Origin of the sequence: Methylotenera sp. (assembly GCF_029945535.1) — a bacterium.
Lineage (GTDB): Bacteria > Pseudomonadota > Gammaproteobacteria > Burkholderiales > Methylophilaceae > Methylotenera.
Genome location: NZ_JAQSCU010000006.1, coordinates 92,928 through 119,354, shown reverse-complemented (window position 1 = coordinate 119,354; position 26,427 = coordinate 92,928). Strand labels below are relative to the sequence as shown.

Sequence of the window (26,427 nt, the reverse complement as noted above, 5' to 3'; positions counted from 1 at the left end):
GCAGCTAACCTTTATGTTAAAATTCTATCAATAAAATTTGTTGTTATTAGCTGCTTTGAAATACTCACTGCACTTTAAATTTGAAAGCTATCAATATATGAAAAAAAATGCTATCCATATACTATTGCTTTTATCCGTATGCTTTACGCTATACGGCTGTGGCACTAAAGGCCCTTTATATATTCCTGAGAAAGAATATCCGCAGTCGGCGCCAGCTAGCAAATAAACACTTTGCTTTGCCTTACCTTAATCCAATCTAAATTGACAAGCGATCCTGTGAACTCTTTTACACTTAAAAACAATACATTACACGTTGAAAATGTTGCACTTACTAGCATTTCAGATGAATTTAATACGCCTTGCTATGTTTATTCCAAATCTGCGCTGACTCAAGCTTTTGAGAACTTTAGTGTGGGCTTTAATGACTGCGATCATTTGGTGTGTTTTGCAGTAAAAGCTAACCCTAGCCTAGCGATTTTGAATTTATTTGCTAAGCTTGGCGCTGGCTTTGATATTGTTTCTGGTGGTGAGCTTGCGCGTGTTTTGGCAGCAGGTGGTGACCCTAGAAAAATCGTATTTTCAGGTGTCGGGAAAACTGAGACTGAAATGCAAGCAGCCCTTAATGCTGACATTTTTTGCTTCAACGTTGAGTCTGCCAGCGAGTTGCAGCGTTTAAACGATGTTGCTAATTTTATGGGTAAAGTCGCACCAATATCTTTACGTGTAAACCCAAACGTCGATGCAAAGACACATCCGTACATATCTACTGGCTTAAAAAATAATAAATTTGGTGTGGCTTATGAGGATGCATTAGACATTTATTTGCAAGCAGCCAAAATGAGCAACATCGCTATTCACGGCGTGGATTGCCATATCGGCTCACAAATTACCGAGTTATCGCCATTTTTAGATGCTTTTGACCGTGTATTAGCGCTAGTTGATGCGCTGGCACAAAACGGTATTGTCATTCAGCACATTGACGCTGGTGGCGGTATTGGTATTTGCTATAGCGACGAAACGCCTCCTGAATTCACTGTATTTGCCGCAGCTATGCGTGCAAAACTTGGCAATCGTAAAGTCAAACTAGTGTTTGAACCTGGTAGAGCGTTAGTAGGTAACGCAGGTGTTTTACTGACTAAAGTTGAATATCTAAAACATACCGAGTCAAAAAACTTCGCGATTGTTGATGCTGCCATGAACGACTTAATGCGCCCAGCTTTATACGATGCTTATCATGATATTCAAGCTGTGCAGCCAAGAAAAGATGATACGGCGGCGCTAACTTATGAAATAGTAGGCCCAGTGTGCGAAAGTGGCGATTTTCTAGGCCATGATAGAACGCTAGCTTTAGTTGAAGGCGATGTACTCGCCATTATGTCAGCTGGAGCTTACGGTATGAGCATGTCTAGCAATTACAACACTAGACCTCGCGCGGCTGAAGTCATGGTAGATGGCGATAAATGTCACTTAATTAGAAAGCGCGAACAGATTGCTGACTTATTTGCACTAGAACAGTGCCTACCATAAACCAAAACGACTATTTATGTTGCACAAGCTATTCTCTGGGTGTAAATTTGTATTTTAAGGGTGTTTAACTCTTAAAATATAAATTTTAAAAACAGTTGCTTAGAATAGGGGAAAGTATGAAAAAAGTTCTTTTAGTTTTATCAGCACTATTTGCATTTAGCGCCATTTCTGCATATGCAGATGAAGCATTACCTGAGATTGCACCAGTCGATGAGGCGGCAGTTCCAGCTCTTGATGCGCCAGCCACAGACGATGGTAAGTAATTAAGTAAGCTGTTTTAAAGTCAAAAAAAGCGAAGCATGATGTGCTTCGCTTTTTTTATTACCGATTGAGTTATTAATCAAAAATAACAGTCTTGTTTGCATACAGCAGAATACGATTTTCAATATGCCAGCGCACAGCTTTGGATAATACTATACGCTCTAAATCACGGCCTTTTTGAATCAAGTCTTCTACTTGGTCGCGGTGCGAAATACGGTCAATATCCTGCTCAATAATCGGACCTTCGTCTAACACTTCAGTCACATAATGACCCGTTGCGCCTATCAGCTTAACGCCGCGCTCAAATGCACGATGATAAGGTCGCGCACCGATAAACGCAGGCAAGAATGAATGGTGAATATTAATAATTTGCTTAGGATAACGCGCCACAAAATCTGGCGACAATATTTGCATATAGCGAGCGAGCACGATTAAATCAATATCGTACTTTGCAAACAAAGCAAATTGCTGCGCTTCCGCTTCTGGCTTATTGTCTTTTTTAACTTCAATATAGTGAAAGTCAACGCCGTAAAATTTAGCTAAGGCTTCGGTGTCTCTATGATTACTAATAATCAACGGAATATCACACACCAACTCACCGTTTTTATGGCGATGCAACAAATCAGCTAAACAGTGGTCATACTGCGAAACCATAATGGCAACGCGTAGTGGTTTTTGTGAGAGCTTTAACTGCCACTCCATGCTGAAACGCTTTGCAATCTCGGCAAAATGTTGCTCGAAGTCAGCTGGCAAAAGGCTAAAGCCTGCCAAATCCCACTCAACGCGCATTAAAAAGAGATTATTTTCTGCATCTTGGTGCTGATCAGCATGCAAAATATTGGCATTATGCTGATATAAAAAATCAGCGATAGCTGCGACAATACCTTTGCTATCTGGGCAAGTAATTAATAGTGTTGCCGTATTTTTAGCGGCAGTGGTTTTTACAGCAATATTATTCATATTTTAAGCATGCTTGAATTTTAAGCGCACCCTTATTTAGGTTAATATGTGCATTATACCTTAAGTGAATTTAATGATTAAAAAGTGTGTATGACAGATATCGATTCAAACAAGCCAAATCCGACCGAAATTGTATTAGCAAACCCTCGCGGCTTCTGCGCAGGGGTTGATCGCGCGATTATTATTGTGGAGCAGGCACTCGAAAAATTTGGTGCGCCTATTTATGTGCGCCATGAAGTTGTCCACAACAAATTTGTGGTGGATGAACTTCGCAGCAAAGGCGCAGTATTTGTTGAAGAGTTAGATGAAATACCAGCTGGCAGCACAGTGATTTTCAGTGCGCACGGTGTTTCAAAAGCCGTTCGTGCCGAAGCTGAATCACGCGGCTTAAACGCTTTTGATGCGACCTGCCCACTTGTTACTAAAGTGCATATTGAAGTCGCTAAAATGCGTGCTGCGAATATGGAAATTGTCATGATTGGTCATAAGGGTCACCCTGAGGTAGAAGGGACAATGGGGCAAGTAGAAGGAAGCGCGGGCATTTATTTAGTAGAAACGCCCGAAGACGTAGCAACATTATCTGTAAAGAATCCATCAAAGTTAGCTTATGTGACACAGACTACGCTATCAATTGACGATGCCTCTATGGTAATTAACGCACTAAAGGCTAAATTCCCAGAAATCAATGCACCAAAAAGTGATGATATTTGTTATGCCACACAGAATCGCCAAGATGCAGTAAAAATCATGGCAAAGGATTGTGATTTAGTGATTATTGTGGGTTCTCCCAATAGCTCTAACTCCAACCGCTTGCGTGAAGTGGCTGAAAACCAAGGGGTGGAAGCCTATATGATAGATAACGCCAGCTACTTAAAAGCAGAATGGCTTGCAGGTAAAAAGAAAATTGGCGTTTCAGCGGGTGCGTCCGCACCAGAAGTGTTGGTCAATGAAGTGATTGCCAAGTTACAGCAACTAGGCGCAAGTAACGTGCAAGAATTACAAGGTGTTATTGAAAGTGTTGTGTTTCAACTACCTAAAAATTTGACGCAAGCCCAGAAAATCCAATAGCAAGCTTACGCAATCATCTTTTTTATTCACTATGTTTAAAACCCCCGTATCTGCTTTGGTGTTAATTCACACCAAAGACCTGCAAGTGCTGATTATGGAGCGCGCTGATAAACTAGGATATTGGCAATCTGTGACGGGCAGCTTAGAGCAAGGTGAAACGCCTGTGCAAGCTGCGATTCGTGAAGTACAAGAGGAGACTGGCTTAAATGCGTTACAGTATGATTTGCAAGACTGGCAAGCCTCAAATATATATGAAATTTATCCGCATTGGCGGCATCGCTATGCGCTAGATGTGACTCACAACACAGAACATCTATTTGGTTTAGAACTTCCTACTCCGTTACCTATCAAACTAGCACCAGACGAGCATTTGCGCTATGAATGGGTCGATTGGCGCGAGGCAGCCACGCGGGTTTTTTCGTGGACAAATGTAGATGCCTTAAGTAAATTAGGTGAACGACACGGCTTAAAGTTGTAAACTATTACTTTGAAGTGAATGACTTAAATTAAGTAAAAAATCATGCAAACAGAAACTATCAGCACCGAGAGTAAAAGTATCCCTATTAAATTTGAGCGTTTTCAAGCGAGTGAAGACGCTGACTGCCAGCGCCGCATTATTGCCGCTAAAGAAAAATTGGGTAAGCGCTTGGTAATTCTTGGTCACCATTACCAAAATGAAACTGTTTATCGCCATGCCGACTTCACAGGTGACTCACTCAAATTATCGCGCTATTGCGAAACTTTAGATGCAGAATATATCGTATTTCTAGGCGTGCACTTTATGGCAGAAGTGGCTGATATTCTAAGCCGCCCAGACCAAATTGCCATTCTGCCTGACCTTGCAGCGGGCTGCTCAATGGCCGACATGGCGAATCTTGCCAAAGTAGAACGCAGCTACCGCGAGCTTAGTAAAGTACTAGATTTTGATGAAACGATTACACCAGTCACTTACATTAATTCAGCCGCAGACTTAAAAGCTTTCTGTGGTGAGCATGGCGGCATTGTTTGCACTAGCACTAATGCACCAAAAATCTTAGAGTGGAGCTTCAAACAACGCGAAAAAGTGTTATTTTTCCCTGACCAAAATCTAGGCAGATGGTCCGGCTATAAAATGGGCATTCCGCTAGATGAGATGCCGATCTGGGATCCAGACCAACCGATGGGTGGCCTGACTGAAGAGCAAATCAAAAAAGCAAAAATCTTGCTGTGGAAAGGCCATTGCGCGGTGCATCAAATGTTCCGCCTGCAGAATATTACCAAATTCCGTGCTGAACATCCGGATGGCATCGTGATTTCTCACCCAGAAGCGCCATTTGAAGTGTGTCAGAACTCTGATTATGTTGGCTCAACCGAATATATTCTTAAAACGGTTTCTGAGGCGCCAGCCAATACTAAATGGCTAGTGGGTACTGAATTAAATTTAGTTAATCGATTAGCAGAGCAAATGAAACCGCAAGGTAAGTTAGTGCAATTTATGAGTCATGTCGTGTGTGAATGTTCCACTATGGCACGAATAGACCCACAACACTTAGCTTGGGTGCTAGAAAACTTGGTAGATGGGAATATCGTCAATCAAATCAAAGTACCAGCGCATGAAGCAAAGTTAGCAAAATTGACTTTGGATAGAATGTTAGCGGCTTCTTAATGACTGAAGTGACCGCATGCGCCTTGTGCACACCTATGCTCCATGTCGTACTTTACCAAGACGATTTCTGCCGTGTAGTGTTACTTAATGACGCTGATTATCCAGCGTATTGTCGCGTAGAATTAGTCGAACACATCAAGGAAATGACAGATCTAGCGCCATTGCAGCGGGCACGCATGATGAAGACAGTGTTTGCGGTAGAAACTGCGCTTAGGGAAATGCTTAATCCAGATAAAATCAATTTAGCCAGCTTGGGCAATAAAACACCGCATATACATTGGCATGTAATTCCGCGTTTTGAAAACGATAAGCACTTTCCTAATTCGCACTGGGGCGACGCTGCACGTGATAGCAATGCGGTTGCGCTTGATGAGATCACCATTAAGAAACTGAGCGAGAAAGTAAGCTCACTAGTCGAATGCGCCTTGAATTCAGCTACAGCTTAAAGACTAAATAGCAAGACGCTCAACGACTTTTCCATTGATCAAATGGCTTTCAATAATTTCGTCGATGTCTTCATTATCTACAAAAGTGTACCAAATCGCTTGCGGGTAAATCACCAATATAGGCCCTTCTCCACAACGATCCAAGCAACCTGCACGATTGATGCGCACTTTGCCCTCACCACTCAAACCCAACTTCTTAACGCGCGACTTCATATGGTCAAATGCGGCTTCTGCGCCTTTATCCATGCAACAGGCTGCACCGTCAGCGCGCTGATTGAGGCAGAAAAAAACGTGGTGTTCAAAATAGTTGGTCATTTTTAAATTTCTTTTTTCTCAAAATATAAAGATTACCTAATTAATTCTGCTTCAAAATTGTAATAATCAAGAAAGAGAGCCGCAGACAGTACGATTAGTACGGCAAGGTGAATCTGACGCCGAGTATTGCAATTTTCAAGCAGAATTATTCGGTGGCTAGGCTATCTTCTTTAGTAAACGTCCAAGTACGCGTAATGCTCAAAATATCTACTTCTTTGTGCATCTCATCGGAAAACCTAGAATACGGCGCAGCTAGCTCTACAATGCGTTTGGCGGCTTCGTCTAACACTTTATGCCCTGAACTGCGGTTGATTTCAATCGACTCAATCGAGCCATCTGCATTAATCGACACTGTTAATTGCAATTGACCATACATTTTTAAGTTCTTAGCCGCTTCTGGATAATTGAGATTACCTACTTTCTCTACCTTTTGACGCCAAGATTCTACGTACAAGGCATCTCTGTATTTTTGCGCTCTTGCACCGATGAATTTACGCTTTGGGCGCTTTTGATAGTCATCTTGCTGTTTCGCAATCAGCGCTTCTAATCTATCCATTTCTAAAGCTGCGGCGGTTAAATCACTCATATTCAGCTTTTTATTCGGGTTTTCTTGGTTACCCATATCAGCTTCTTTAGCTGCAGCATTTTGTGCTGGTGCAGACTCGACTTTATTCGTCGACTGCAACTGAGTCATTAACTCTTGTGCTTGCTTTTCCAACTCAGCGATATGTTTTTGCTCTTTTGTTTCTTCTGCCGTCATTTTCGCGGCTTTTTTACCAGCCTTCGCTTCAGCCATGGGTTTCAATGTGAACTCGGATTTTTGCTGCTTAATAGCGGGTAATGCAGATTTCATTTTGCGATTTTGGTCAGTATTTCCCCCACGATCCAAATCGGCCTGTGCCAATACATCCGCTTTATCTGGCTTAGTGAGCGTTTTAGCATTAACCAACATGACTTCTAATGTAGGAAGCTTATCTTTGAATTTCTTAAGCTCTGGCTCGAAGTGAATGCTCAATATGATGGCGTGTACCAGAAAGGAAACCCAAAGCGCCATAGCCATCACGCTCATCGCTTGTACCTTAACGATAAGTGAATCCACCATGCCCGCTTGTTTTTTCTTAATCGATTGAGCCAAGTTCTAATCTACCAAAATCTACAATTGTAAAATCTATACTTGAATAGCTTACTTGATAGCATCTAATATTTTTTGATGTACGCCACCAAAGCCGCCGTTGCTCATCACCAACACATAATCACCCGGTTTTGCGGCCATAGCAATGGCTGCCACCATGGTATTCAGGTCTTCATATACTGAAGCTTTATCTTTTATTGTCGATAAGGCCTCTGCCGCATCCCAACCTAGATTTGCGCCATAACAAAATACTAAATTAGCCTCTTTCAAACTGGCGGGTAATGCATTTTTCATCACACCCAATTTCATTGTATTAGAGCGCGGCTCTAGGACGGCTAATATTCGAGCTTTGCCCACCTTACTACGCAAGCCTGCCACCGTAGTATCAATGGCAGTTGGGTGATGCGCAAAATCATCATAAACGGTAATGTCGTTTACCACGCCTTTGATTTCCATACGGCGTTTTACATTTTTAAATTCACTTAAAGCTTCAATCGCAATACAAGGCGCCACACCTACATGGCGTGCAGCAGCAATCACGGCAAGTGCATTCATACGGTTATGCTCGCCGAGTATATCCCAGCTTAAGTTGCCTTGTCGCTCGCCTTTAAAGACCACATCAAAACGACCTTGTGCATCGACATTTTGCACTTCCCAACCACCAGCTGAACCAAAGTATTCCAAGTTACTCCAGCAGCCTTTATCAATCACGCGCTGCAAGCTCTCTTGCTTGTTGCTCACCACCAAACCTTGCTGCGGAACAGTACGCACCAAATGATGGAATTGTTTTTCAATCGCAGCTAAATCGTCAAAAATATCGGCGTGGTCAAACTCAAGATTATTCAGCACCGCTGTGCGTGGTCGGTAATGGACGAATTTAGAGCGTTTATCGAAAAAAGCCGTGTCATATTCATCAGCTTCAATGACAAAAAATGGTGAAGTACTTTTAGCATCTTGCTTGCTTTTCGCTAAACCAGGTGTTTGAGGCAGACGCGCAGAAACGCCAAAGTTCTCAGGCACACCACCTATCAAAAAGCCTGGCGCTAAACCCGCATACTCCAGCACCCAAGCCAACATAGAACTTGTCGTCGTTTTGCCATGAGTGCCTGCAACAGCCAGCACCCACTTGCCTTGCAGCACATTTTCAGCCAACCATTGTGGGCCAGAAATATAAGGTAAGCCTTGGTTTAAAATTTCCTCCATCAACGGATTGCCACGTGAAACCACGTTACCAATCACATAAATATCAGGGTTCAGCTTGGTTTGCTCAGGTGAAAAACCTTCAATCAGTTCAATACCTTGCGCCTCAAGTTGCGTGCTCATAGGAGGGTAAACGTTAGCATCACAACCTGTGACGCGATGCCCCTCCTGCTTTGCCAGCACCGCAATGCCACCCATGAATGTACCGCAAATACCTAAAATGTGAATGTGCATATTATTTATTTTCTTAACTCAAATTCGGCGCTAACCAGCGCTCTAAATAGTCTTTAGGTAGATTTCTACGTTTTGCCATATCTTCTAATTGATCTGTGCCAATTTTATCTACGCTAAAATATTTGGCTTCTTTGTGCGCAAAGTAAAAGCCTGAAACGGCGGCGGCTGGTTGCATGGCGAATGATTCGGTCAGCGTCATGCTGATTTCATCGCATTGCAATAATGCAAACATATCAGGTTTTACCGTATGGTCTGGGCAAGCGGGGTAACCTGGAGCAGGTCTGATGCCTTGATACTGTTCTTTAATTAAAGCATCGACACCTAGCTTCTCATCGGCAGCGTAACCCCAAAAATCAGTGCGAATACGTTCGTGCATATACTCAGCGAAAGCTTCGGCCAGCCTATCCGCTAAGGATTTGAACATAATGCCGCTATAGTCATCTTGCGCATCAATGAAGCGTTTTTCGATTTTCTCAATACCTAAACCTGCGGTGACGGCAAATAAACCTACATAATCTGCAATGCCTTTAGGCGCAACGAAGTCACTTAAACATTGGTTAGGGCGCGGTACGCCATCAATTACTGGTTTTACGCTTTGCTGGCGCATTCCGTAATAGGTAAACGCTACTTGGTTGCGACTTTCATCCGTATAGATTTCAATATCATCGTCATTCACGGTATTTGCTGGCTGCAAAGCAATGACACCATTGGCGCTTAACCAACGGCCGTCGATAATTTTTTTCAGCATATCTTGCGCCTCGGCAAACACTTTAGTGGCGGCTTCGCCGACTACGTGATCGCTCAAAATCGCGGGGTAAGCACCTGCTAAATCCCACGTTTGGAAGAACGGCGCCCAATCGATATATTTGGCGATTAAGCTTAAATCAATGTTTTTAAACACGCGGCGACCGATAAACTTTGGCTTTACTGGTGCAAACTCGCCAGTAAAGCTTAAAGCCATTTTGTTTTTACGCGCGTCTGCCAGCGTGAGTAATGGCACGCCTTTTTTATTGGCATGCTGAGTACGCGCTTTTTCGTAATCCGCTTGAATCTCAGCTAAGTAAGCACCGCGCGTTTCTGGCGTGAGCAGATTTTGCATCACAGAAACTGAGCGTGAAGCATCTGGCACATACACAATCGGGCCATCGTAATGTGGGGCGATTTTTACCGCTGTGTGTGCGCGTGAAGTAGTAGCGCCACCAATTAATAGCGGCATTTTCATATCTTTAAAATATGGGTCACGTTGCATTTCTTTAGCGATGTGCGTCATTTCTTCTAAGCTTGGCGTAATTAAGCCGCTCAGGCCGATAATATCGGCATTCTCGGCTTTTGCCATGGCTAAAATCTCGGCCGCTGGCACCATCACGCCCATGTTGACCACTTCAAAGTTATTACATTGCAGCACGACAGAAACGATGTTTTTGCCAATATCATGCACGTCACCTTTCACGGTGGCGATGACCATTTTGCCTTTGGGCTTAGAAACAATGCCCGTGCGTTTTTCATCGGCAGCTTTTTCAGCTTCAATAAACGGGATGAGATGCGCTACAGCTTGCTTCATTACACGGGCAGATTTCACCACTTGTGGCAAAAACATCTTACCTTGCCCAAATAGATCGCCCACCACGTTCATGCCCGACATCAGCGGACCTTCGATGACGTGAATTGGTCGGCCACCACTCGCTTCAACAGCAGCCCGCGCTTCTTCAGTATCTTCTACAATAAACTCAGTAATACCATGCACCATGGCATGGCTAAGGCGTTTTTCAACGGACGCAGGCGCATCTTGCGTGCCACGCCATTCAAGCGTCGCAGCTTCTTTTTTGCCTCCAGCAACCAAGGTGCCTGCAATTTCAATCAGACGTTCTGTTGGCGCAAGTAAGTTATCGTGGTCGGTAATGCGATTAAGCACCACATCTTCTACTCGTTCCTTCAATTCCGGCGCTAGGTCATCATAGACGCCCATCATGCCTGCGTTGACAATACCCATGGTCATGCCCGCTTTAATCGCGTGGTATAAAAACACGGTATGAATCGCTTCACGCGCTGGGTCGTTACCGCGGAAACTGAAGCTCACATTTGAAACGCCGCCTGAAATTTTGGCATGCGGCAGGTTTTGCTTAATCCAACGCGTGGCTTCAATAAAATCAACCGCGTAGTTGTTATGCTCTTCAATACCCGTGGCGATCGCAAAAATATTTGGATCGAAAATAATGTCTTCTGGCGGAAAATCCATGCCAACTAATAAATCATAAGCACGTTTGCAGATTTCAATCTTACGGGCGTAAGTATCAGCTTGGCCTTTTTCATCAAACGCCATCACTATGACTGCTGCACCATAACGACGGCAAAGGTTAGCTTGGCGTAAGAACTCTGCTTCGCCTTCTTTCATCGAGATTGAATTCACAATTGATTTGCCTTGCACGCACTTCAAACCAGCTTCTATGACTGACCACTTACTTGAGTCAATCATGATAGGCACGCGCGCAATATCAGGCTCACTGGCAATTAAATTGAGGAAGTGCGTCATGGCTTTAACGGCATCCAGCATGCCTTCGTCCATGTTGATGTCGATGACTTGCGCGCCGTTTTCTACCTGCTGACGCGCGACAGAAAGCGCCTCATCGTATTGCTCGTTAATAATCATACGCGCAAAAGCTTTACTGCCCGTGACGTTGGTACGCTCACCTACGTTAACAAACAAAGAATCTTCGTCGATGACAAACGGCTCCAAGCCTGCAAGGCGCGTGTATGCAGGTATAACGGGCAATTGGCGCGGTGCGATGTCTTTAATTTCATTGTAGATTGCGTTGATATGGTCTGGCGTAGTGCCGCAGCAGCCGCCTGCGATGTTTAAAAAGCCGCTGGTTGCAAACTCCTTCACCAAGCTTGAGGTCACATCTGGCGTTTCATCAAAGCCAGTATCTGACATTGGATTGGGCAACCCTGCATTTGGGTAAATGCACACAAAAGTTTCGGCAATTTTTGAAAGCTCTTCTACATAAGGCCGCATTAAAGTAGCACCTAAGGCACAATTTAAACCAATAGTGATGGGTTTTGCATGGCGTACTGAATTCCAAAAAGCAGTAACGGTTTGGCCCGACAAAATTCGACCAGAAGCATCGGTCACCGTGCCTGAAATCATGATCGGCATCGTGTAGCCAACCTCTTCAAAAAACGCATCTATGGCAAACAAAGCGGCTTTGCAATTTAGCGTATCGAAAATAGTTTCGACCATTAGGATATCCGAGCCACCTTCGACCAAAGCGCGCGCTTGCTCTAAGTAAGCGTTTACTAACTGGTCAAAATTAACATTCCGCGCAGCGGGATCATTCACATCGGGCGAAATACTGGCAGTTTTAGGCGTAGGGCCAAGCGTGCCCGCTACAAAGCGCGGTTTATCTGGCGTGCTGTATTTTTCACATGAAGCTTTAGCAAGCTTTGCAGCTTGTACGTTCATCTCGTATACAAGATGCGCCATGTGGTAATCATCTTGTGCCACGCTGGTGGCGCCAAAAGTATTGGTTTCAATAATATCAGCGCCTGCGGCTAGATATTTTTCATGAATTTCTTGGATGATATGCGGCTGGGTGAGCGTCAACAGCTCATTATTGCCTTTAACAAACAACTCGCGCTCGCCTGCGGGGGCTTTAAAATCGGCAAACTGTGCGCCCCGATAATCAGCCTCTGTCAGCTTGTATTGCTGAATCATAGTCCCCATTGCGCCATCTAAAATTAAGATGCGCTGTTGAAGTAAGCTTCGCAGTGTTTGTTCTGTCAGACTTTGTTCTTTAAGAGAGGTAGCAGGCATGTTGATTAATGTTTTCAGCAGTAAGTGTTATCTTAGGCGGACATTTTACCACGCTAATCCTTGCCGCTGGCGATGCTGGCAAAGAGATGGCATCAATCTTTACGTACTGCCGCAGTAAGCGTAACTAGGCGCGAAACAATCAATGCCATATACATTAAGCCAACAAACATTTGAAATGTGCCGATGACTTTTGCAATGGGATGTACGAGTGAAATATCGCCATATCCCGTACTCGATAATATCGAAAAGCTCAAAAATATAAGCTCCACCCATGAGCGTGGCTGGTCTGGGTTCAATGTACCAGTAATACTACCTGGGTAGAGCTGTTGGCATACTGAATAAGCGAGCGCGAATCCCCAAGCGAGAACAGTGAACGTATTGGCTGCTGCGAACAGCTCATCTCGTGTAAGCACATTGTCGTTAAACATATACATCACCAAGCCAACTGCCGTATAAAAATACATCGCGCTTTCAAAAACTTGTGCCCATAGCAGATACTGCGCATTTTCTGTTGTAACGTAGGTGATCGTTAACACTACCGCAGGAAAAGCAAGTATCCATGCAGCCCAGTTAAACAAAGGGCTACGATTCACCACCCAAACAGCCAAGGCCAGCGCAGCTACATTAAAACAGCTAAATATTGCCTGATGAAACTTTGTGACTTCCAATATCGGATGAATAATCAAGCTGAGCACTTGCACCAACAAAAGCCATGCTGAAGGGTACTTTGCCATTTTCTTTATTGTGGCTTGCAGATTTGTAAACTGCATATTCAAACTGCTTTGTCGTATTTGCGATATTGCACAGCTTCTGCAATATGAACTGATTTAATCGCATCGTCCCCTGCCAAATCGGCAATCGTACGGGCGACTTTTAATATGCGATGGTAAGCACGCGCAGATAAACTTAATCGGCTAATGGCTTGCTTAAGTAACTGCATTCCAGCTTCATCGGTCATGCAATATTGCTCGATTTCTTTGGTGCCGAGTAAGTTATTCGGTTTAGCTTGCCGGCTTAGCTGTTTTTCTCTAGCGCCTTCTACCCTTAACCTTATCGATTGTGAGTCTTCACTTACACTTGCTTTTGTCAGCTCATCTTCACTCAGTGCAGGCACTTCAATATGGATATCAATTCTGTCTAGAAGTGGCCCTGAAATTTTAGCTTTGTAGCGCGAAACTTGGTCAGGCGTACAGCGACATTTATTATTGTGATGCCCTAAATATCCACATGGACATGGGTTCATCGCCGCAATTAATTGAAAGCTGGCTGGAAAATCTGCCTGCCTAGCAGCACGCGAAATTGTAATACGTCCACTTTCTAATGGCTCGCGCAGAACCTCAAGTACTTTGCGATCAAATTCTGGTAGCTCATCTAAAAACAATACACCATGATGCGCCAAGCTAATTTCACCTGGGCGCGGAATGCCTCCACCGCCCACCAACGCCACCGCTGAAGCAGTATGATGTGGTGCTCGATAAGGTCGGCGCTTCCAGTTTTCTAGCTTGTAATTGCCGTTAAGTGATTGTATGGCAGCCGAATCTAAAGCTTCTGGCTCAGTCATTTCAGGCAAAATACCAACAAAGCGCGATGCCAACATGCTTTTACCTGTGCCAGGCGGACCACTCATAATCACACTATGCCCTCCAGCAGCAGCAATTTCTAGTGCGCGCTTAGGCATGCTTTGCGCTTTTACATCGCTAAAATCTGGATAGCTCACCTCATGCACAACGTCAGCTGATTCCAATTGCGTTAACGCAGTATGCCCACTCAAATGCGCACAGACTTCTAATAGTGAATTTGCTGGGTAAATAATAGCCTCTTTAACCAGTGCAGCTTCGGCTGCACTATTTTGAGGCAAAATAAATGCACGCTTTTGTGGCATGCCTCCATTTTGAACATGGCTATTATTTTGAGGCACATTTGCATCGCGCATCATGCTTGATGTCATCGCTAACGCACCGCGAATTGGCCTTAATTCGCCAGTTAATGCAAGCTCGCCAGCGAACTCGTAACGGGATAATGGCTCGGTTGGTATTTGCCCACTTGCGGCTAATATGCCTAAAGCAATCGGCAAATCATAACGCCCACTCTCTTTTGGTAAATCCGCAGGTGCTAAATTTACGGTAATGCGGCGTGCTGGAAACTCAAACTGAGCGGTCTGCAAAGCGGCTCGTACGCGGTCTTTACTCTCTTTTACCTCAGCCTCTGGCAAACCTACAATTGTAAAACTCGGTAAACCGTTTGCCAAATGCACTTCAACCACCACCTCTGGCGCATCCATGCCATTTAGTGCACGGCTATATAAAACCGCTAAACTCATTGCTGATGCTTTTGCAGCGACTCTAACTCAGCTAATTTCGCCTCTAACTGATTAAGCTTTTCACGCGTATTGCGCAGCACTTCTGCTTGCACATCAAACTCCTCGCGTGAAACTAGCTCCATTTTGGTGAGCATGCTCTTTAATAGTGCATGAATATTCTTTTCTGCATCACCTAAGGGCGAGTCGCTCACTATCCCTTTGATTTTACTTGATATTTCATTTAATTTATCTGTGTTAAACATGTTTTTTCCTTTAGTTTCAAGTGTTAGTTTATCAGCTTTTGATACATATATACATAACTCTGCTCCAATAGCATTATTCCTATCATATTGATTATAAACAAAATTTATATTGGCACGCGACTTGCTTACCATATTAAAGAATATTATTTATTCGTTTATTAATTAGGGGAATGCAATATGCGTAAATCATTATTATCTGTGGCAGTTTTAGCTGCACTATCTATTCCATCAATATCTTTTGCTGAAGATGCTGCCCCAGCAGCAACATCACCTCATACCTTTACATACAATGTTGGCTTATTCAGCCAATATATTTTCCGTGGCTTGACACAAACCAACGAAGAGTTAGCTGTTCAAGGAGGTGTCGACTATGCTCACTCTAGTGGTTTCTATGCAGGTGCTTGGGCCTCTAATATTAGCTGGTTAGAAGATGCGGCTCAATATACTAGCTCTAGCCTTGAATTAGATCTTTATGGTGGTTTTGCTAGCACAATTGGCGATACGGGCATTGGTTATAACGTTGGATTATTACAATATATTTATCCAGGCGACGCACTTCCTGGCGTTAAAAAAGCAGAAACAACGGAAGTATATGGCAGCTTGAGCTACAAATGGTTAGCAGCAAAGCTATCCGTTGTGGCATCTGATGGTGCTTTTGGCTTCAGAAATGCAGATGGTAGCTGGTATGCAGAAGTAAACGCAAACTACCCCATTCTTGACACAGGAGTTACTGCAAACGTTCACCTAGGTCGCCAAGAATTTACTGGTCAAGGAACTAGTAATTTTGACTATACTGACTGGAAAATCGGCGCCACAAAAGCATGGAGCAACGGCGTAAATCTAGGTGCATACTACTCAGATACAACTGCAAAAGATGCTGGTTACTTAGTGGCAGCTACTAACCATAATATTGGTGATAGCGCATTTACTGTTTTTGTACAAAAAACATTCTAATTTTACAAACGCGTGATTGGAAAGTGTAAACTTTTCATCACGCAATTCTACTCAACCAGGAGACACACATGAAATTTGTATCCGCAATTATCAAGCCATTTAAGCTTGACGAGGTGCGCGAAGCCCTCTCAAACATTGGCGTGCAGGGCATCACCGTTACTGAAGTAAAAGGTTTCGGCCGTCAAAAGGGTCACACAGAGCTGTATCGTGGCGCAGAATACGTGGTAGATTTTTTACCTAAAGTTAAATTGGAAGTCGCGATTGATGACGATTTACTTGACCAAGTGATTGAGGCGATAGAAAAATCAGCTGCTACAGGCAAAATCGGTGACGGTAAAATTTTCGTTACCAATTTAGAACAAGCAATTCGCATTCGTACCGGTGAAACCGGCGTTGAGGCTCTATAAGGGGATCATGATGAAAAAATTACTCTCGATGTTTGCTTTAGTCACGGCACTTGGATTTGGTTTTACAGCAAACACATTTGCTGAAGATGCTGCTCCAGCGGCTGATGCAGCACCAGTAGCGGCAATGCCAGAGGCAACAGCACCTGCTGCTGAACCAACGGCTGCGGTTGCAGCACCAGAAGCGGCTCCTGCAGTTGCAGCAGCACCCGCACCTGTGCCAAACAAGGGCGACACTGCTTGGATGTTACTAGCAACCATTCTGGTAACACTAATGGCAATCCCTGGCTTAGGTTTGTTTTATGGTGGCTTAGTTCGCCAGAAAAATATGTTGTCAGTCTTAATGCAAACCTTCATGATCTTCTCTTTCATGGGCGTACTCTGGGCTATTTACGGCTACAGCGTTGCGTTCACGGGCGGCAATCCATTCTTTGGCGGCTTAGGTAAAGCCTTCTTGTTTGGCATTACACCTGATTCAGTGGGCGCTACATTCAGCAAAGGTGTTGTTATTCCTGAATTAGTGTTCGTTGCTTTCCAACTAACGTTTGCGGCCATCACACCTGCGTTGATTATCGGTGCTTTTGCTGAGCGTATGAAGTTCTCTGCCATCTTGGCATTTATGGTGTTGTGGTTCACATTCTCATACTTACCAATGGCTCATATGGTTTGGTACTGGGACGGTCCTGATGCTATTACTGATGCTGAGTCACTTAAAACTGTTATTGCTAACGCAGGTTGGTTATGGGCTAAAGGTGCAATCGACTTTGCAGGTGGTACAGTAGTTCACATCAACGCTGGTGTTGCTGGTTTAGTTGGTGCAATCATGGTTGGTAAACGTATCGGTTACGGTAAAGAGTCTATGGCTCCTCACAGCTTGACATTAACGATGGTTGGTGCAGCCTTACTGTGGGTAGGTTGGTTCGGCTTCAACGCTGGCTCTAACTTAGAGGCTAACGGTTATGCAGCTTTAGCTTTAGTGAACACGATGATTGCAACTGGTGCAGCTACATTGTCATGGGCATTTTCTGAGTGGTTCATCAAAGGCAAACCATCAATGTTAGGTGCGGCTTCTGGTGCAGTTGCTGGTTTGGTTGCAATTACACCTGCTTGCGGCTTTGTAGGCCCTATGGGCGCAATTGTTATCGGCCTGCTTGTTTCACCAATCTGCTACTTCATGGTTGCTAAAGTGAAATACATGTTTGGCTACGATGATGCATTAGACGTATTTGGTGTACATGCTATTGGTGGTGTATTCGGTGCGTTAGCTACTGGTGTGCTTGTTAACCCAGCACTAGGTGGTATGGGCGTATATGACTACGTTGCAAACGCTGTAGGCACTTATGACTTCGCTGCTCAAATGACTGCACAGATTTACGCAGTTGTGACAGCAATCGTAGTTTCTGCAGTTGTGTCATTCATCGCTTTCAAAATTGTGGATGTGTTAATCGGTCTACGTGTTTCTGAAGAGTCTGAGCGTGAAGGCTTAGATACTACTGAACATGGCGAACGTGCATATCACGCATAAGCAATATGTTTAATTAGTAAGCTAGTAATTTAAAAACGGGCACCTAGGTGCCCGTTTTTATTTATACTACTTCTGTAAAAAATTATAAAACCACTTGACATATAAAACTAAATAACTAATTATATAGTTATGAAGAAAATCACAACGATTCCTGACGAATGGCAAAATATCGCGCATCTGTTTATTGCGCTAGGTGATGCGCATAGACAGCGCATTCTATTGGCATTTGAAAAAGAAGAGCGACTCAATATTTTGCAAATTGCAGCAGCCTCTACATTAAGCCGAACAGCGGTGACGCATCACCTAAAAATTCTGCATCAAAGCGGTGCGCTGCAAAGTGAAAAAATTGGTAAAGAAGTATATTTTTGGGTGAATAAAAACCTAATCACTAGCGCTATAAAAGGCGTATTGCATTATATTGAAACCGAAATATAAAGAAAAATAATTATCACTATTAGTGATAGCAACTCAAGCTGGGAGAGCTGAAATGTTGGTCAATATATTACGATTTATTTGCAAAATTCTGTTTCGTGTTGAAGTGCGCGGGTTAGAGAATGTGCCAGCCGAAAATAGACTGCTCATCGTCGCCAATCACGAATCCTTTTTAGACGGCTTATTACTTGGCTTATTTTTACCTAAAAGGGCAACTTTCGTTGTACACACTTCAGTGCTAAAGAAATGGACGTTTAGACAAGCTTTACGCTTAACACCCCATTTGGCAGTAGACCCAACCAGCCCACTAGCCATGAAAAAAGTGATTAAACTGCTGGAAACTGGCGAAAATGTAGTGATTTTCCCAGAAGGCCGCATCACCTTAACTGGCAATTTAATGAAGGTTTATGACGGCCCCGGTTTTGTGGCGGCAAAAACAGGCGCATCTATTCTGCCAGTGCGTATTGATGGCGCGGCTGAGTCTTATTTTGGACGTTTAACAAATCACCATCCAAGAAGATTGTTACCAAAAGTCACGCTTACTGTGATGCCGACTACAAGTATCGCCATGCCTAAAGCCACCCATTACGGCTTCCCAACAGGCAAGCAACGCCGCCGCATCGCCGGCGAGGGTATGCGTAGCGTCATGCAAAAAATGTTATTCCAAGCGCAAAAAAGCCGCACATTATTTGAATCTTTTTTAGACGCCGTTGATAAATTTGGCAGCAACTACAAGCTCATTGAAGATCTGAATGAGACGGAAGAAACTTATCAAGATTTACTCAAAAAGAGTCTTGCTTTAGGTCGCATCGTGACTAAAGTGAGCAGCGCTAACGAAACAGTGGGCGTGCTGATGCCTAACATCACCAACACGATCGCACTCATTTTAGGTATGACCGCATTCAACCGTGTACCCGCCATGATTAATTACACATCAGGCACTTCAGGCATGCAAAACGCATGTATCGCGGCCAATATAAAAACCATCATTACCTCACATAAGTTTATTGAAACGGCTAAATTAGAAAGCGTCATTGCTGAACTTAAAAATCTAAAAGTACTATATTTAGAAGATTTACGTGCGGATTTTACCGTAGTCGATCGTGCTTGGCTGGTGGGCTATGCGCTGCATTACCCACGCGCTGCCATGGAAGTGAATAAGCCAGATGAGCCTGCTGTGGTCTTATTTACATCAGGCTCTGAAGGCAAACCAAAAGGCGTGGTGCATTCCCATAAAAGCCTGCTGTCTAACATGTCGCAAATCATGGCCATTTTAGATTTTAGCCCAACAGACAAATTCATGATGGTGTTGCCGATATTCCATGCTTTTGGTTTTACTGGCTCATTATTACCGGTGCTTAATGGCATCAAAATTCATCTTTTCCCATCACCGTTACAATACAAAGTCATCCCAGAAGTGATTTATGACCGTGGCTGTACCGTGTTTTTTGCCACTAGTACGTTCTTAGGTAACTACGCCAAATTCGCACACCCATATGACTTCTACAAACTGAGAATCGTGGTGGCGGGCGCAGAAAAGCTTAATGAAGAAGTCCGCAAAACTTACACGGAAAAATTCGGTATTCGCATTTTAGAAGGCTATGGCGCAACAGAATGCGCACCAGTACTTTCGGCTAATACGCCAATGGCCAACTTAAACGGCAGTGTTGGCCAGTTCGTGCCAGGCATGGAACACAAACTTGAGTCGATACCAGGTATTGACTCGGGCGGCTTGCTACATGTGAAAGGCGAAAATGTCATGAAGGGTTATTATTTATTCGATAACCCTGGCGTACTCATTCCACCTGAAGATGGCTGGTACAACACTGGCGATATTGTAGATGTTGACGCTCAAGGATTTATACATATTAAAGGACGCGTAAAACGCTTTGCAAAAGTAGCTGGGGAAATGGTCTCGCTTGAAGTGGTTGAGAAGATCGCATGCACTGCCGCACCAGAGCATCAGCACGCAGCAAGTACGCAAACCGATGTTCAGCGCGGTGAGAACATTGTTCTATTTACATCTGACCCTGAATTAAAGCGCGAAGACTTACAAATAGTGGCTAAAAATTTAGGCAGTCCAGAAATTGCCATTGCTCGCAAAATCATTCATGTAGAAGAATTGCCATTACTTGGCACAGGTAAAACAGATTACGTCACACTTAAAAAAATGGCAGAAGCCGCTTAAATAAGCACTCAATCGGGGACTTTCAATTGAAATACAATAAAACGACGCTCAAAAAAATAACCGCATCTAACAAAAAGATTTTTCATGTTCTTTGCCTATCGCTGCTATTGGCTACTCCTGCTTACGCGACCAACTCAACTGAAGGTGCAGCCAATCCAGACAGCAGCCTTATAAACCCTAACAGTCCAATCCAAAAATTAAGTAATCCCTCTTATTTTGAGCAAGACGCGCTGCAAGTTTTAACGCTAATAGATCAATCAAAAAAACTGCGTGAACAACTGCCACATTTTGTGGATGAGTCTAATCAGGCGATAAAAAAGCATCACGGCGCACTACCTTCCGCTTATGCCTTGCGCGTGGCAAAAGCACTTTCTGAGGCACATGAGTTACGCAATAACCTATTCAAACAAGCTTTATCACATAGAAGTGCGTTATATCGCGTGGATAATGAAATTGACGATAAAGCACGCGTGACTGAAATCGTGATTGCTATGTCAGCCGCGGTGACCTTGTTTGAAAATAGCAAAGAAATGCATGAAGCCTTGGATAACAATCATTTACAACGCAATAAACTCAACGAGGGTTACCCAGAATTCGGTATACCAGAAGGTTTTTATGACTCGTCAACCGTGCGCTCTAACAACCCTGAATATCGGAAAACGTTTAACGATGCTGTACGTTTCTTTGCAGATAATAAATCTGAAATTGAGCTGCAAATAAGCCAGAGCTCGCCTTCTATTCAATCGCTATATCGCGAAGTTGCGCAAAGCCCGATGATTAAAGGCTTAAAGGGCGGCAATGTGTTTAAAGAAATTTTCACTTTACCCGTGAAAGCTGCAGGTGGCGCGGTTGATTTGTCAGGGCGCGGTTTAAATAAAATCAAATTTACCAGCTCCAAACTAGTTGGCAATACCATGGGCATAGTGCGCTGGCGTGCTGGCAAGCTTAAGGATGATGCTGTAATGTTGAAAAACATGCTGGCACAATTACAGCCTGGCGATATTTTGCTTGAGAAAACTCCTTTCACACTCACAGACAAAAGTATCCCAGGTCATTTTGGTCATGCAGCGATTTACATAGGCACAGCCGATCAGCTTCGTGAAATGAACGCACTAGATTTACCTATAGTGCAAAAAAATCTAGCTAAAATCACTGAAGGTCGCGGCGTAGTTGAAGCTTTAAGAAACGGCGTGCAGCTTAATAAACTGCAAGACTTTATGAATGTGGATGACGTGGCGATTTTGCGCCCTAAAAATCTCACTCTGGCAGATCGACTAGAAGCAGTAGAACTTGCGTTAGGGAACTTAGGTAAGAAATATGACTTTAATTTTGACGTCAACACTACCGATACTATCGTCTGTTCCGAGCTAGTTTACATCGCCTATCCGCAGGTAGATTTTGTCACTAAGAATGTACTCGGCAGCTTTGCCATAACGCCAGACGACATTGCTTTACGAGCAGGCGCTACTGAGGCCGACCCTTTGCAACTAGTGTTATTCGGTCATGATGGCAAGCTGGTGTTTGACAATGGCAGCGACAGCAAACTAGATGAGAATGGCTTAGCCTTGTATGAAAAGTTAGTGAAAGGCAAGTCGATGCCAGGCGAAGACAATCGCCCCAGCGTGCGTGCGTCTTTTACTGGCTTTCTATAAAAGCTCTTAGCTTAACTTCAAAACCACATGAATCGCAGACAGTTTTTACTTAGCACAGCGGCACTTGGCCTATCAACCAGCGCCGTTGCGGGCATCAGACTTTGGCCTGAATCTGGATTCACCAACCCATGTTTATCTGGTCTGCCAGACGAGTTAAAAAATCACCCACTGATGGCACAAATTTGGGCAGGCATTGACGCAAGCCAAGTGTGGGATTGCCATGCCCATATCATGGGAGCGGGCGATAGTGGCAGTGGTGCATGGTTTAACCCTAATATGGAAAGCTGGATGCACCCGATTTTAAAAGTGCAAAAGAATTTTTATATGAATGGTGGCTGCATCGTTGAGCATAATGAAGATGCCAGTTTTGTAAGGCGCATGACGCAATTGGCGAGCGAGATGCCACACGGTTATAAAACCATGCTGTTTGCCTTTGATTGGTTTCGCGATGAGCAAGGTGTGGCTGATAGTAAAAGTTCTATATTTCATGTGCCTAATGAATATGCGGCAAAAATCGCTAATCAATATCCACAGTATTTTGAATGTGTCGCTTCGATTCACCCATATCGTCCAGATGCTATAGATGCACTAGAAAAAGCTCACAGCGAAGGTGCTTGCGCCATTAAGTGGCTGCCTACAGGTATGAATATAGACCCAGCATCGCCTAAATGCGCTAAGTTTTACCAAAAGTTGCATGATTTAGATATGCCCATCATTAGTCACACAGGCCGCGAAAGTGCAGTAAAAGTCGGTAACCAGGCTTTTGGTAATCCGTTGAAAATGCGCACAGCGCTAGACTCTGGCGTGCGCGTGGTACTCGCTCACTTCGCAAGTGATGGTTATGACGATGACTTAGACAATCAGAATAAAACAGTAAAAAGTTTTGATTTGTTTACTCGCATGATGGATACAACCGCTTATCAACATTTAGTATTCGGCGAAATTTCCGCAATCACCTTATTTAATCATGCGTGGGTTATTAAGCCTCTTCTATCACGCTCAGATTGGCACGGACGCTTGCTCAATGGCACTGATTATCCGTTGCCCGCCATATTGCCACTTGTTTCCACCAAGCAGCTATACCGAGAGGGGTTGCTGGAAGAGTCACATTTATTATTTTTAAAGGCATTACGCAATTACAATCCGCTAATGTTTGATTTTGCTTTAAAACGTTTAATTCAATGGCAGGGTGTAGGATTTTCAAAAGAGACTTTTGAAACAAGAAGAGTTTTTGATACAGAATTAATTAAAACAAAAGCATAACAAGAAAAGCAAAGGGGGAGCGTCATGGAATCATTATTTTTAATGCTGGGATTATTGGGGATAGTCGTCACAATTGGCGGCATAACGGGCTTTTTCTCACTATTCTCGTCCAACAATAAAGACACCAAGATTAAAGAAGTTGAGCGAGAAACTGAAAAGTTAAGCCTTGAAATCACTCGATTAAGCACGCGACTGGATACCCTAAAAAAATTTGTGGAAAACCAGCAACAGAACACGTCGCTGCCAATTGCTGCACTTAAAGCAGAGGTGCCTAGTATGATCATTGAGCCAGTGGCTGAGTCTGCGATTGAAACGAGTGCCTCAACAACCCTCAATACAAGCTCTGATAACGACTTAACTGAGCAAGCTTTGGCTTCTGTAAAACCAAACATTCACGCAGCAGGCGCTCAAGAAATCTCTATCAAACGAGTCAGCGCTTCGACCACAAGTTCTGCTGCGCCAAAAACCATCACAAGACCCCCAATTAAACTAGCCGAGCCTAACTTTCTTGAAAATGGTATTACCGCTGCAAAAGATTGGCTATTTGGCGGCAACACGCTCGTGCGTTCTGGCATCGTGATTTTGTTTATCGGCATTAGCTTTTTACTCAAACTTGCGGTTGATAATGGCTTTATTCCTATTGAGTTACGTTTAGCCGCGGTTGCTTTAGGCGGCATTGCTTTACTGGTAGTCGGCTGGCGCTTGCGCGACAAACGCACTGAGTACTCATGGGCTTTACAAGGTGGTGGTATCGGCATTTTATACCTCACGATTTTTGCCGCATTGAAGCTGTATCAATTAATACCTGCAGGCGCTGCTTTTCCATTGCTGGTTGCAATCGCATTTCTTTCAGCATTCATCGCGGTCAAGCAATCTGCCATGCCACTCGCCGTACTCGGCTTTGCAGGCGGCTTTTTAGCGCCTGTACTTACCTCAACTGGGCATGGTAGCCATGTGGCGTTGTTTAGCTATTACCTAGTGCTAAATTTGGCGATTGCTTATGTTGCATTCAATAAGAGCTGGCGCCCACTAAACGTGCTTGGTTGGGCTTTCACGTTTGTCATTGGCACTTTGTGGGGTGCGAAAAACTACGTGCCAGACAACTTTGCCACCACCGAGCCATTCCTAATTATTTTCTTCCTGTTGTTCACAGGCATTGCAGTGTTATTCGCCCATCGCCAAGCGGCAAAAGCGAGTGATTATGTAGACGCTACTTTAGTCTTTGGCACACCATTAGTCGCGTTTAGTCTGCAATATGCTTTGCTGAGAGATTCACATTTCGGCCTTGCTTACAGCGCGTTAGCACTTGGTGTGTTCTATACAGGTTTAGCTTGGTGGGTGCTAAAGCATAAACTCGAAACGCTGAAATTCTTGGGTGAATGCTTTTTAGCACTAGGCATAGGCTTCATCACGCTGACTTTACCATTAGCGTTAGATGGTCGCTGGACGTCTGCCGCTTGGGCTGTTGAAGGTGTGGGCTTGTTATGGGTGGGTTTACGTCAAAATCGCACATTCCCGACTTTGTCAGGTCTTGCCTTACAAATACTCGCAGCCTTAGCCTTTATTAAGGGCTGGGGACTTACTGGTTACACAGGAGTGACTAACCAAAATATGTATTTAGGCGTTGGATTTATCGCGCTTTCTGGCTGGGCATGTGGTGCTTTGTGGAATAAATTACGTCCTGAAAAGTTCTCATTACTGACCACACTGTTAGCTTTGTGGGGCTGGTTATGGTGGGTGTCATCGGGCTTAACTGCCGTTGATGAGTTGTTAGATAAAGACTTATTCATGCATGCAAGCCTCGCATTTATCGCCATCACTAGCGTGTTGTTGCCATTTGTTTCGCGCTTTTTTAGATGGGAGAAACTTGCGAAATTTAGCCTGCTATTAATGCCAGCCATGGCAATCACCCTACTTTGGGAGTTATTCTTAGCTGCGTTTGATAACAAACACCCATTTGCCTACTTCGGTGCTTACAGCTGGATTGGAGCTTTTGCCGCATACATCTGGCTGATTAAACGTGACCATATTCCAAATGGCTCGTTTTTACGCGCACCATTGTTATGGATAGGTGCAATTGTTGGCGTGATGGAATGGCAATATCAGCTTGGGCTATATGTGCAAGAATCCAACGTTTGGAAAGACATTGGCTGGGCAATCATTCCAATTGCCATTGTATTGGGCATCACACGCTGGCAGTTCGCTAAAAAGAGTGCGCTTACTAGTGAGCAACTAAGCAGCGCCCACACTTGGGCTTGGATTGGCTGCGTGCCACTAGTTGCGTCACTAATCGGTTGGTTTATGTTCATGTCGCTTAACTCAAGCGGCAACGCAGCGCCATTGCCTTATGTGCCGCTTATTAATCCGCTAGATATTACCTTAGCCGCCGTACTACTATTGTTATTCATCTGGCATCGCGGTGTGTATAAACATTTAGGCAAGCTGCAAAGCATGATGCCTGTAATACCTAGCCTCATGGGCTTTACCTTGCTCAATGGTATATTGTTGCGCACGCTGCATCATTGGGTAGGCACGCCATTCGAATGGGCGTCAATATTCACCAACTCTACCGTGCAAATGTCGTTCACATTCTTGTGGGGCATCACAGCCTTCGCACTCATGCTGCTTGCACATAAACGTGGTCAACGCCAAATTTGGATTGTTGGCGCAGCATTAATGGGCTTAGTGGTGGCTAAATTATTCTTGCTCGATTTATCACAACATGGCTCGGTTGAACGCATCGCTTCGTTCATAGGTGCAGGTTTGATGTTGCTGGTGATGGGTTATTTTGCGCCACTACCGCCAGTTAAAAAAGAACTTCATACCGCTTAAAAATAGAAATCTAAAA

Annotated in this window: 23 protein-coding genes; 15 read left to right on the top strand and 8 right to left on the bottom strand. The window is 44.0% G+C overall.

The window, feature by feature from the left end; all coding sequences use genetic code 11:
* Positions 1–97: 97 nt before the first annotated feature.
* From PSU72_RS01645 to PSU72_RS01635, 3 genes are all read left to right on the top strand, one after another.
* The gene (locus tag PSU72_RS01645; protein ID WP_300430013.1) at positions 98–226 is read left to right on the top strand and encodes a lipoprotein; all 129 of its coding nucleotides are present in this window, start codon (positions 98–100) and stop codon (positions 224–226) included.
* Positions 227–276: 50 nt separating this feature from the next.
* Entirely contained in the window at positions 277–1,527 is a 1,251-nt protein-coding gene (gene lysA / locus PSU72_RS01640) for a diaminopimelate decarboxylase (protein WP_300430011.1), read from the top strand.
* A 116-nt stretch (positions 1,528–1,643) separates the two neighbouring features.
* Positions 1,644–1,790: a hypothetical protein gene (locus PSU72_RS01635; RefSeq protein WP_300430009.1), complete on the top strand. Its 147-nt coding sequence runs from the start codon at positions 1,644–1,646 to the stop codon at positions 1,788–1,790.
* A gap of 73 nt (positions 1,791–1,863) precedes the next feature.
* Here the strand turns inward: PSU72_RS01635 and purU are convergent, their stop codons facing one another.
* The gene (purU, locus tag PSU72_RS01630) at positions 1,864–2,748 is read right to left on the bottom strand and encodes a formyltetrahydrofolate deformylase (RefSeq protein ID WP_300430007.1); all 885 of its coding nucleotides are present in this window, start codon (positions 2,746–2,748) and stop codon (positions 1,864–1,866) included.
* A 90-nt stretch (positions 2,749–2,838) separates the two neighbouring features.
* Between purU and ispH the strand changes: the two genes are divergently transcribed.
* The 4 genes from ispH to PSU72_RS01610 are packed head-to-tail and all read left to right on the top strand — an operon-like array spanning position 2,839 to position 5,907.
* Positions 2,839–3,816, top strand: a complete 978-nt coding sequence (gene ispH / locus PSU72_RS01625; RefSeq protein WP_300430005.1) for a 4-hydroxy-3-methylbut-2-enyl diphosphate reductase — start codon at positions 2,839–2,841, stop codon at positions 3,814–3,816.
* Between the two features lie 31 nt (positions 3,817–3,847).
* A complete protein-coding gene (gene nudB, locus PSU72_RS01620) occupies positions 3,848–4,294 on the top strand; it encodes a dihydroneopterin triphosphate diphosphatase (RefSeq protein ID WP_300430004.1) in 447 nt (148 codons plus the stop codon).
* Between the two features lie 42 nt (positions 4,295–4,336).
* Positions 4,337–5,461 (top strand): quinolinate synthase NadA, encoded by a 1,125-nt coding sequence (gene nadA, locus PSU72_RS01615; RefSeq protein ID WP_300430002.1) that lies wholly within the window; start codon positions 4,337–4,339, stop codon positions 5,459–5,461.
* A complete protein-coding gene (locus tag PSU72_RS01610) occupies positions 5,461–5,907 on the top strand; it encodes an HIT family protein (RefSeq protein WP_300430000.1) in 447 nt (148 codons plus the stop codon). Before nadA ends, PSU72_RS01610 begins: the two co-directional genes overlap by 1 nt.
* A gap of 3 nt (positions 5,908–5,910) precedes the next feature.
* Here the strand turns inward: PSU72_RS01610 and PSU72_RS01605 are convergent, their stop codons facing one another.
* From PSU72_RS01605 to PSU72_RS01575, 7 genes are all read right to left on the bottom strand, one after another.
* Positions 5,911–6,222: a ferredoxin gene (locus tag PSU72_RS01605; protein ID WP_300429998.1), complete on the bottom strand. Its 312-nt coding sequence runs from the start codon at positions 6,220–6,222 to the stop codon at positions 5,911–5,913.
* A 145-nt stretch (positions 6,223–6,367) separates the two neighbouring features.
* A complete protein-coding gene (locus PSU72_RS01600) occupies positions 6,368–7,324 on the bottom strand; it encodes a TonB family protein (RefSeq protein ID WP_300430157.1) in 957 nt (318 codons plus the stop codon).
* A gap of 81 nt (positions 7,325–7,405) precedes the next feature.
* Positions 7,406–8,788, bottom strand: coding sequence for a UDP-N-acetylmuramate:L-alanyl-gamma-D-glutamyl-meso-diaminopimelate ligase (mpl, locus tag PSU72_RS01595; protein ID WP_300429996.1), 1,383 nt, complete (start codon positions 8,786–8,788; stop codon positions 7,406–7,408).
* A 13-nt stretch (positions 8,789–8,801) separates the two neighbouring features.
* Entirely contained in the window at positions 8,802–12,599 is a 3,798-nt protein-coding gene (gene metH, locus PSU72_RS01590) for a methionine synthase (protein WP_300429994.1), read from the bottom strand.
* Between the two features lie 92 nt (positions 12,600–12,691).
* On the bottom strand, positions 12,692–13,369 hold the full coding sequence (locus tag PSU72_RS01585; RefSeq protein WP_300429992.1) for an ion channel: 678 nt from the start codon (positions 13,367–13,369) through the stop codon (positions 12,692–12,694).
* A gap of 2 nt (positions 13,370–13,371) precedes the next feature.
* Complete coding sequence (locus PSU72_RS01580) at positions 13,372–14,919, bottom strand: YifB family Mg chelatase-like AAA ATPase (RefSeq protein WP_300429991.1); 1,548 nt, start codon at positions 14,917–14,919, stop codon at positions 13,372–13,374.
* Positions 14,916–15,161 carry an accessory factor UbiK family protein gene (locus tag PSU72_RS01575; protein WP_300429989.1) on the bottom strand — a complete coding sequence of 82 codons (246 nt, stop codon included), beginning with the start codon at positions 15,159–15,161 and terminating at the stop codon, positions 14,916–14,918. Before PSU72_RS01575 ends, PSU72_RS01580 begins: the two co-directional genes overlap by 4 nt.
* 177 nt (positions 15,162–15,338) lie before the next feature.
* Between PSU72_RS01575 and PSU72_RS01570 the strand changes: the two genes are divergently transcribed.
* The 8 genes from PSU72_RS01570 (at position 15,339) to PSU72_RS01535 (ending at position 26,411) form a co-directional block, all read left to right on the top strand.
* Positions 15,339–16,115, top strand: a complete 777-nt coding sequence (locus PSU72_RS01570) for a TorF family putative porin (RefSeq protein ID WP_300429987.1) — start codon at positions 15,339–15,341, stop codon at positions 16,113–16,115.
* 68 nt (positions 16,116–16,183) lie between these two features.
* Positions 16,184–16,522, top strand: coding sequence for a P-II family nitrogen regulator (gene glnK, locus PSU72_RS01565; RefSeq protein ID WP_013149302.1), 339 nt, complete (start codon positions 16,184–16,186; stop codon positions 16,520–16,522).
* A 10-nt stretch (positions 16,523–16,532) separates the two neighbouring features.
* On the top strand, positions 16,533–18,044 hold the full coding sequence (locus PSU72_RS01560) for an ammonium transporter (protein ID WP_300430155.1): 1,512 nt from the start codon (positions 16,533–16,535) through the stop codon (positions 18,042–18,044).
* Between the two features lie 129 nt (positions 18,045–18,173).
* Positions 18,174–18,479 carry an ArsR family transcriptional regulator gene (locus PSU72_RS01555; RefSeq protein WP_300429984.1) on the top strand — a complete coding sequence of 102 codons (306 nt, stop codon included), beginning with the start codon at positions 18,174–18,176 and terminating at the stop codon, positions 18,477–18,479.
* 52 nt (positions 18,480–18,531) lie between these two features.
* The gene (aas, locus tag PSU72_RS01550; protein ID WP_300429982.1) at positions 18,532–20,664 is read left to right on the top strand and encodes a bifunctional acyl-ACP--phospholipid O-acyltransferase/long-chain-fatty-acid--ACP ligase; all 2,133 of its coding nucleotides are present in this window, start codon (positions 18,532–18,534) and stop codon (positions 20,662–20,664) included.
* Between the two features lie 26 nt (positions 20,665–20,690).
* Positions 20,691–22,316, top strand: coding sequence for a YiiX/YebB-like N1pC/P60 family cysteine hydrolase (locus PSU72_RS01545; RefSeq protein ID WP_300429980.1), 1,626 nt, complete (start codon positions 20,691–20,693; stop codon positions 22,314–22,316).
* A 27-nt stretch (positions 22,317–22,343) separates the two neighbouring features.
* Positions 22,344–23,579, top strand: coding sequence for an amidohydrolase family protein (locus PSU72_RS01540; RefSeq protein WP_300429978.1), 1,236 nt, complete (start codon positions 22,344–22,346; stop codon positions 23,577–23,579).
* Positions 23,580–23,603: 24 nt separating this feature from the next.
* Entirely contained in the window at positions 23,604–26,411 is a 2,808-nt protein-coding gene (locus PSU72_RS01535) for a DUF2339 domain-containing protein (RefSeq protein WP_300429976.1), read from the top strand.
* Positions 26,412–26,427 lie beyond the last annotated feature (16 nt).

Coding starts and splice junctions, on each gene's coding strand:
- PSU72_RS01645 (WP_300430013.1), top strand. CDS start 98: ATGAAAAAAAATGCTATCCATATACTATTGCTTTTATCCGTATGCTTT.
- PSU72_RS01635 (WP_300430009.1), top strand. CDS start 1,644: ATGAAAAAAGTTCTTTTAGTTTTATCAGCACTATTTGCATTTAGCGCC.
- purU (WP_300430007.1), bottom strand. CDS start 2,748: ATGAATAATATTGCTGTAAAAACCACTGCCGCTAAAAATACGGCAACA.
- ispH (WP_300430005.1), top strand. CDS start 2,839: ATGACAGATATCGATTCAAACAAGCCAAATCCGACCGAAATTGTATTA.
- nudB (WP_300430004.1), top strand. CDS start 3,848: ATGTTTAAAACCCCCGTATCTGCTTTGGTGTTAATTCACACCAAAGAC.
- nadA (WP_300430002.1), top strand. CDS start 4,337: ATGCAAACAGAAACTATCAGCACCGAGAGTAAAAGTATCCCTATTAAA.
- PSU72_RS01610 (WP_300430000.1), top strand. CDS start 5,461: ATGACTGAAGTGACCGCATGCGCCTTGTGCACACCTATGCTCCATGTC.
- PSU72_RS01605 (WP_300429998.1), bottom strand. CDS start 6,222: ATGACCAACTATTTTGAACACCACGTTTTTTTCTGCCTCAATCAGCGC.
- PSU72_RS01600 (WP_300430157.1), bottom strand. CDS start 7,324: ATGGTGGATTCACTTATCGTTAAGGTACAAGCGATGAGCGTGATGGCT.
- mpl (WP_300429996.1), bottom strand. CDS start 8,788: ATGCACATTCACATTTTAGGTATTTGCGGTACATTCATGGGTGGCATT.
- metH (WP_300429994.1), bottom strand. CDS start 12,599: ATGCCTGCTACCTCTCTTAAAGAACAAAGTCTGACAGAACAAACACTG.
- PSU72_RS01585 (WP_300429992.1), bottom strand. CDS start 13,369: ATGCAGTTTACAAATCTGCAAGCCACAATAAAGAAAATGGCAAAGTAC.
- PSU72_RS01580 (WP_300429991.1), bottom strand. CDS start 14,919: ATGAGTTTAGCGGTTTTATATAGCCGTGCACTAAATGGCATGGATGCG.
- PSU72_RS01575 (WP_300429989.1), bottom strand. CDS start 15,161: ATGTTTAACACAGATAAATTAAATGAAATATCAAGTAAAATCAAAGGG.
- PSU72_RS01570 (WP_300429987.1), top strand. CDS start 15,339: ATGCGTAAATCATTATTATCTGTGGCAGTTTTAGCTGCACTATCTATT.
- glnK (WP_013149302.1), top strand. CDS start 16,184: ATGAAATTTGTATCCGCAATTATCAAGCCATTTAAGCTTGACGAGGTG.
- PSU72_RS01560 (WP_300430155.1), top strand. CDS start 16,533: ATGAAAAAATTACTCTCGATGTTTGCTTTAGTCACGGCACTTGGATTT.
- PSU72_RS01555 (WP_300429984.1), top strand. CDS start 18,174: ATGAAGAAAATCACAACGATTCCTGACGAATGGCAAAATATCGCGCAT.
- aas (WP_300429982.1), top strand. CDS start 18,532: ATGTTGGTCAATATATTACGATTTATTTGCAAAATTCTGTTTCGTGTT.
- PSU72_RS01540 (WP_300429978.1), top strand. CDS start 22,344: ATGAATCGCAGACAGTTTTTACTTAGCACAGCGGCACTTGGCCTATCA.
- PSU72_RS01535 (WP_300429976.1), top strand. CDS start 23,604: ATGGAATCATTATTTTTAATGCTGGGATTATTGGGGATAGTCGTCACA.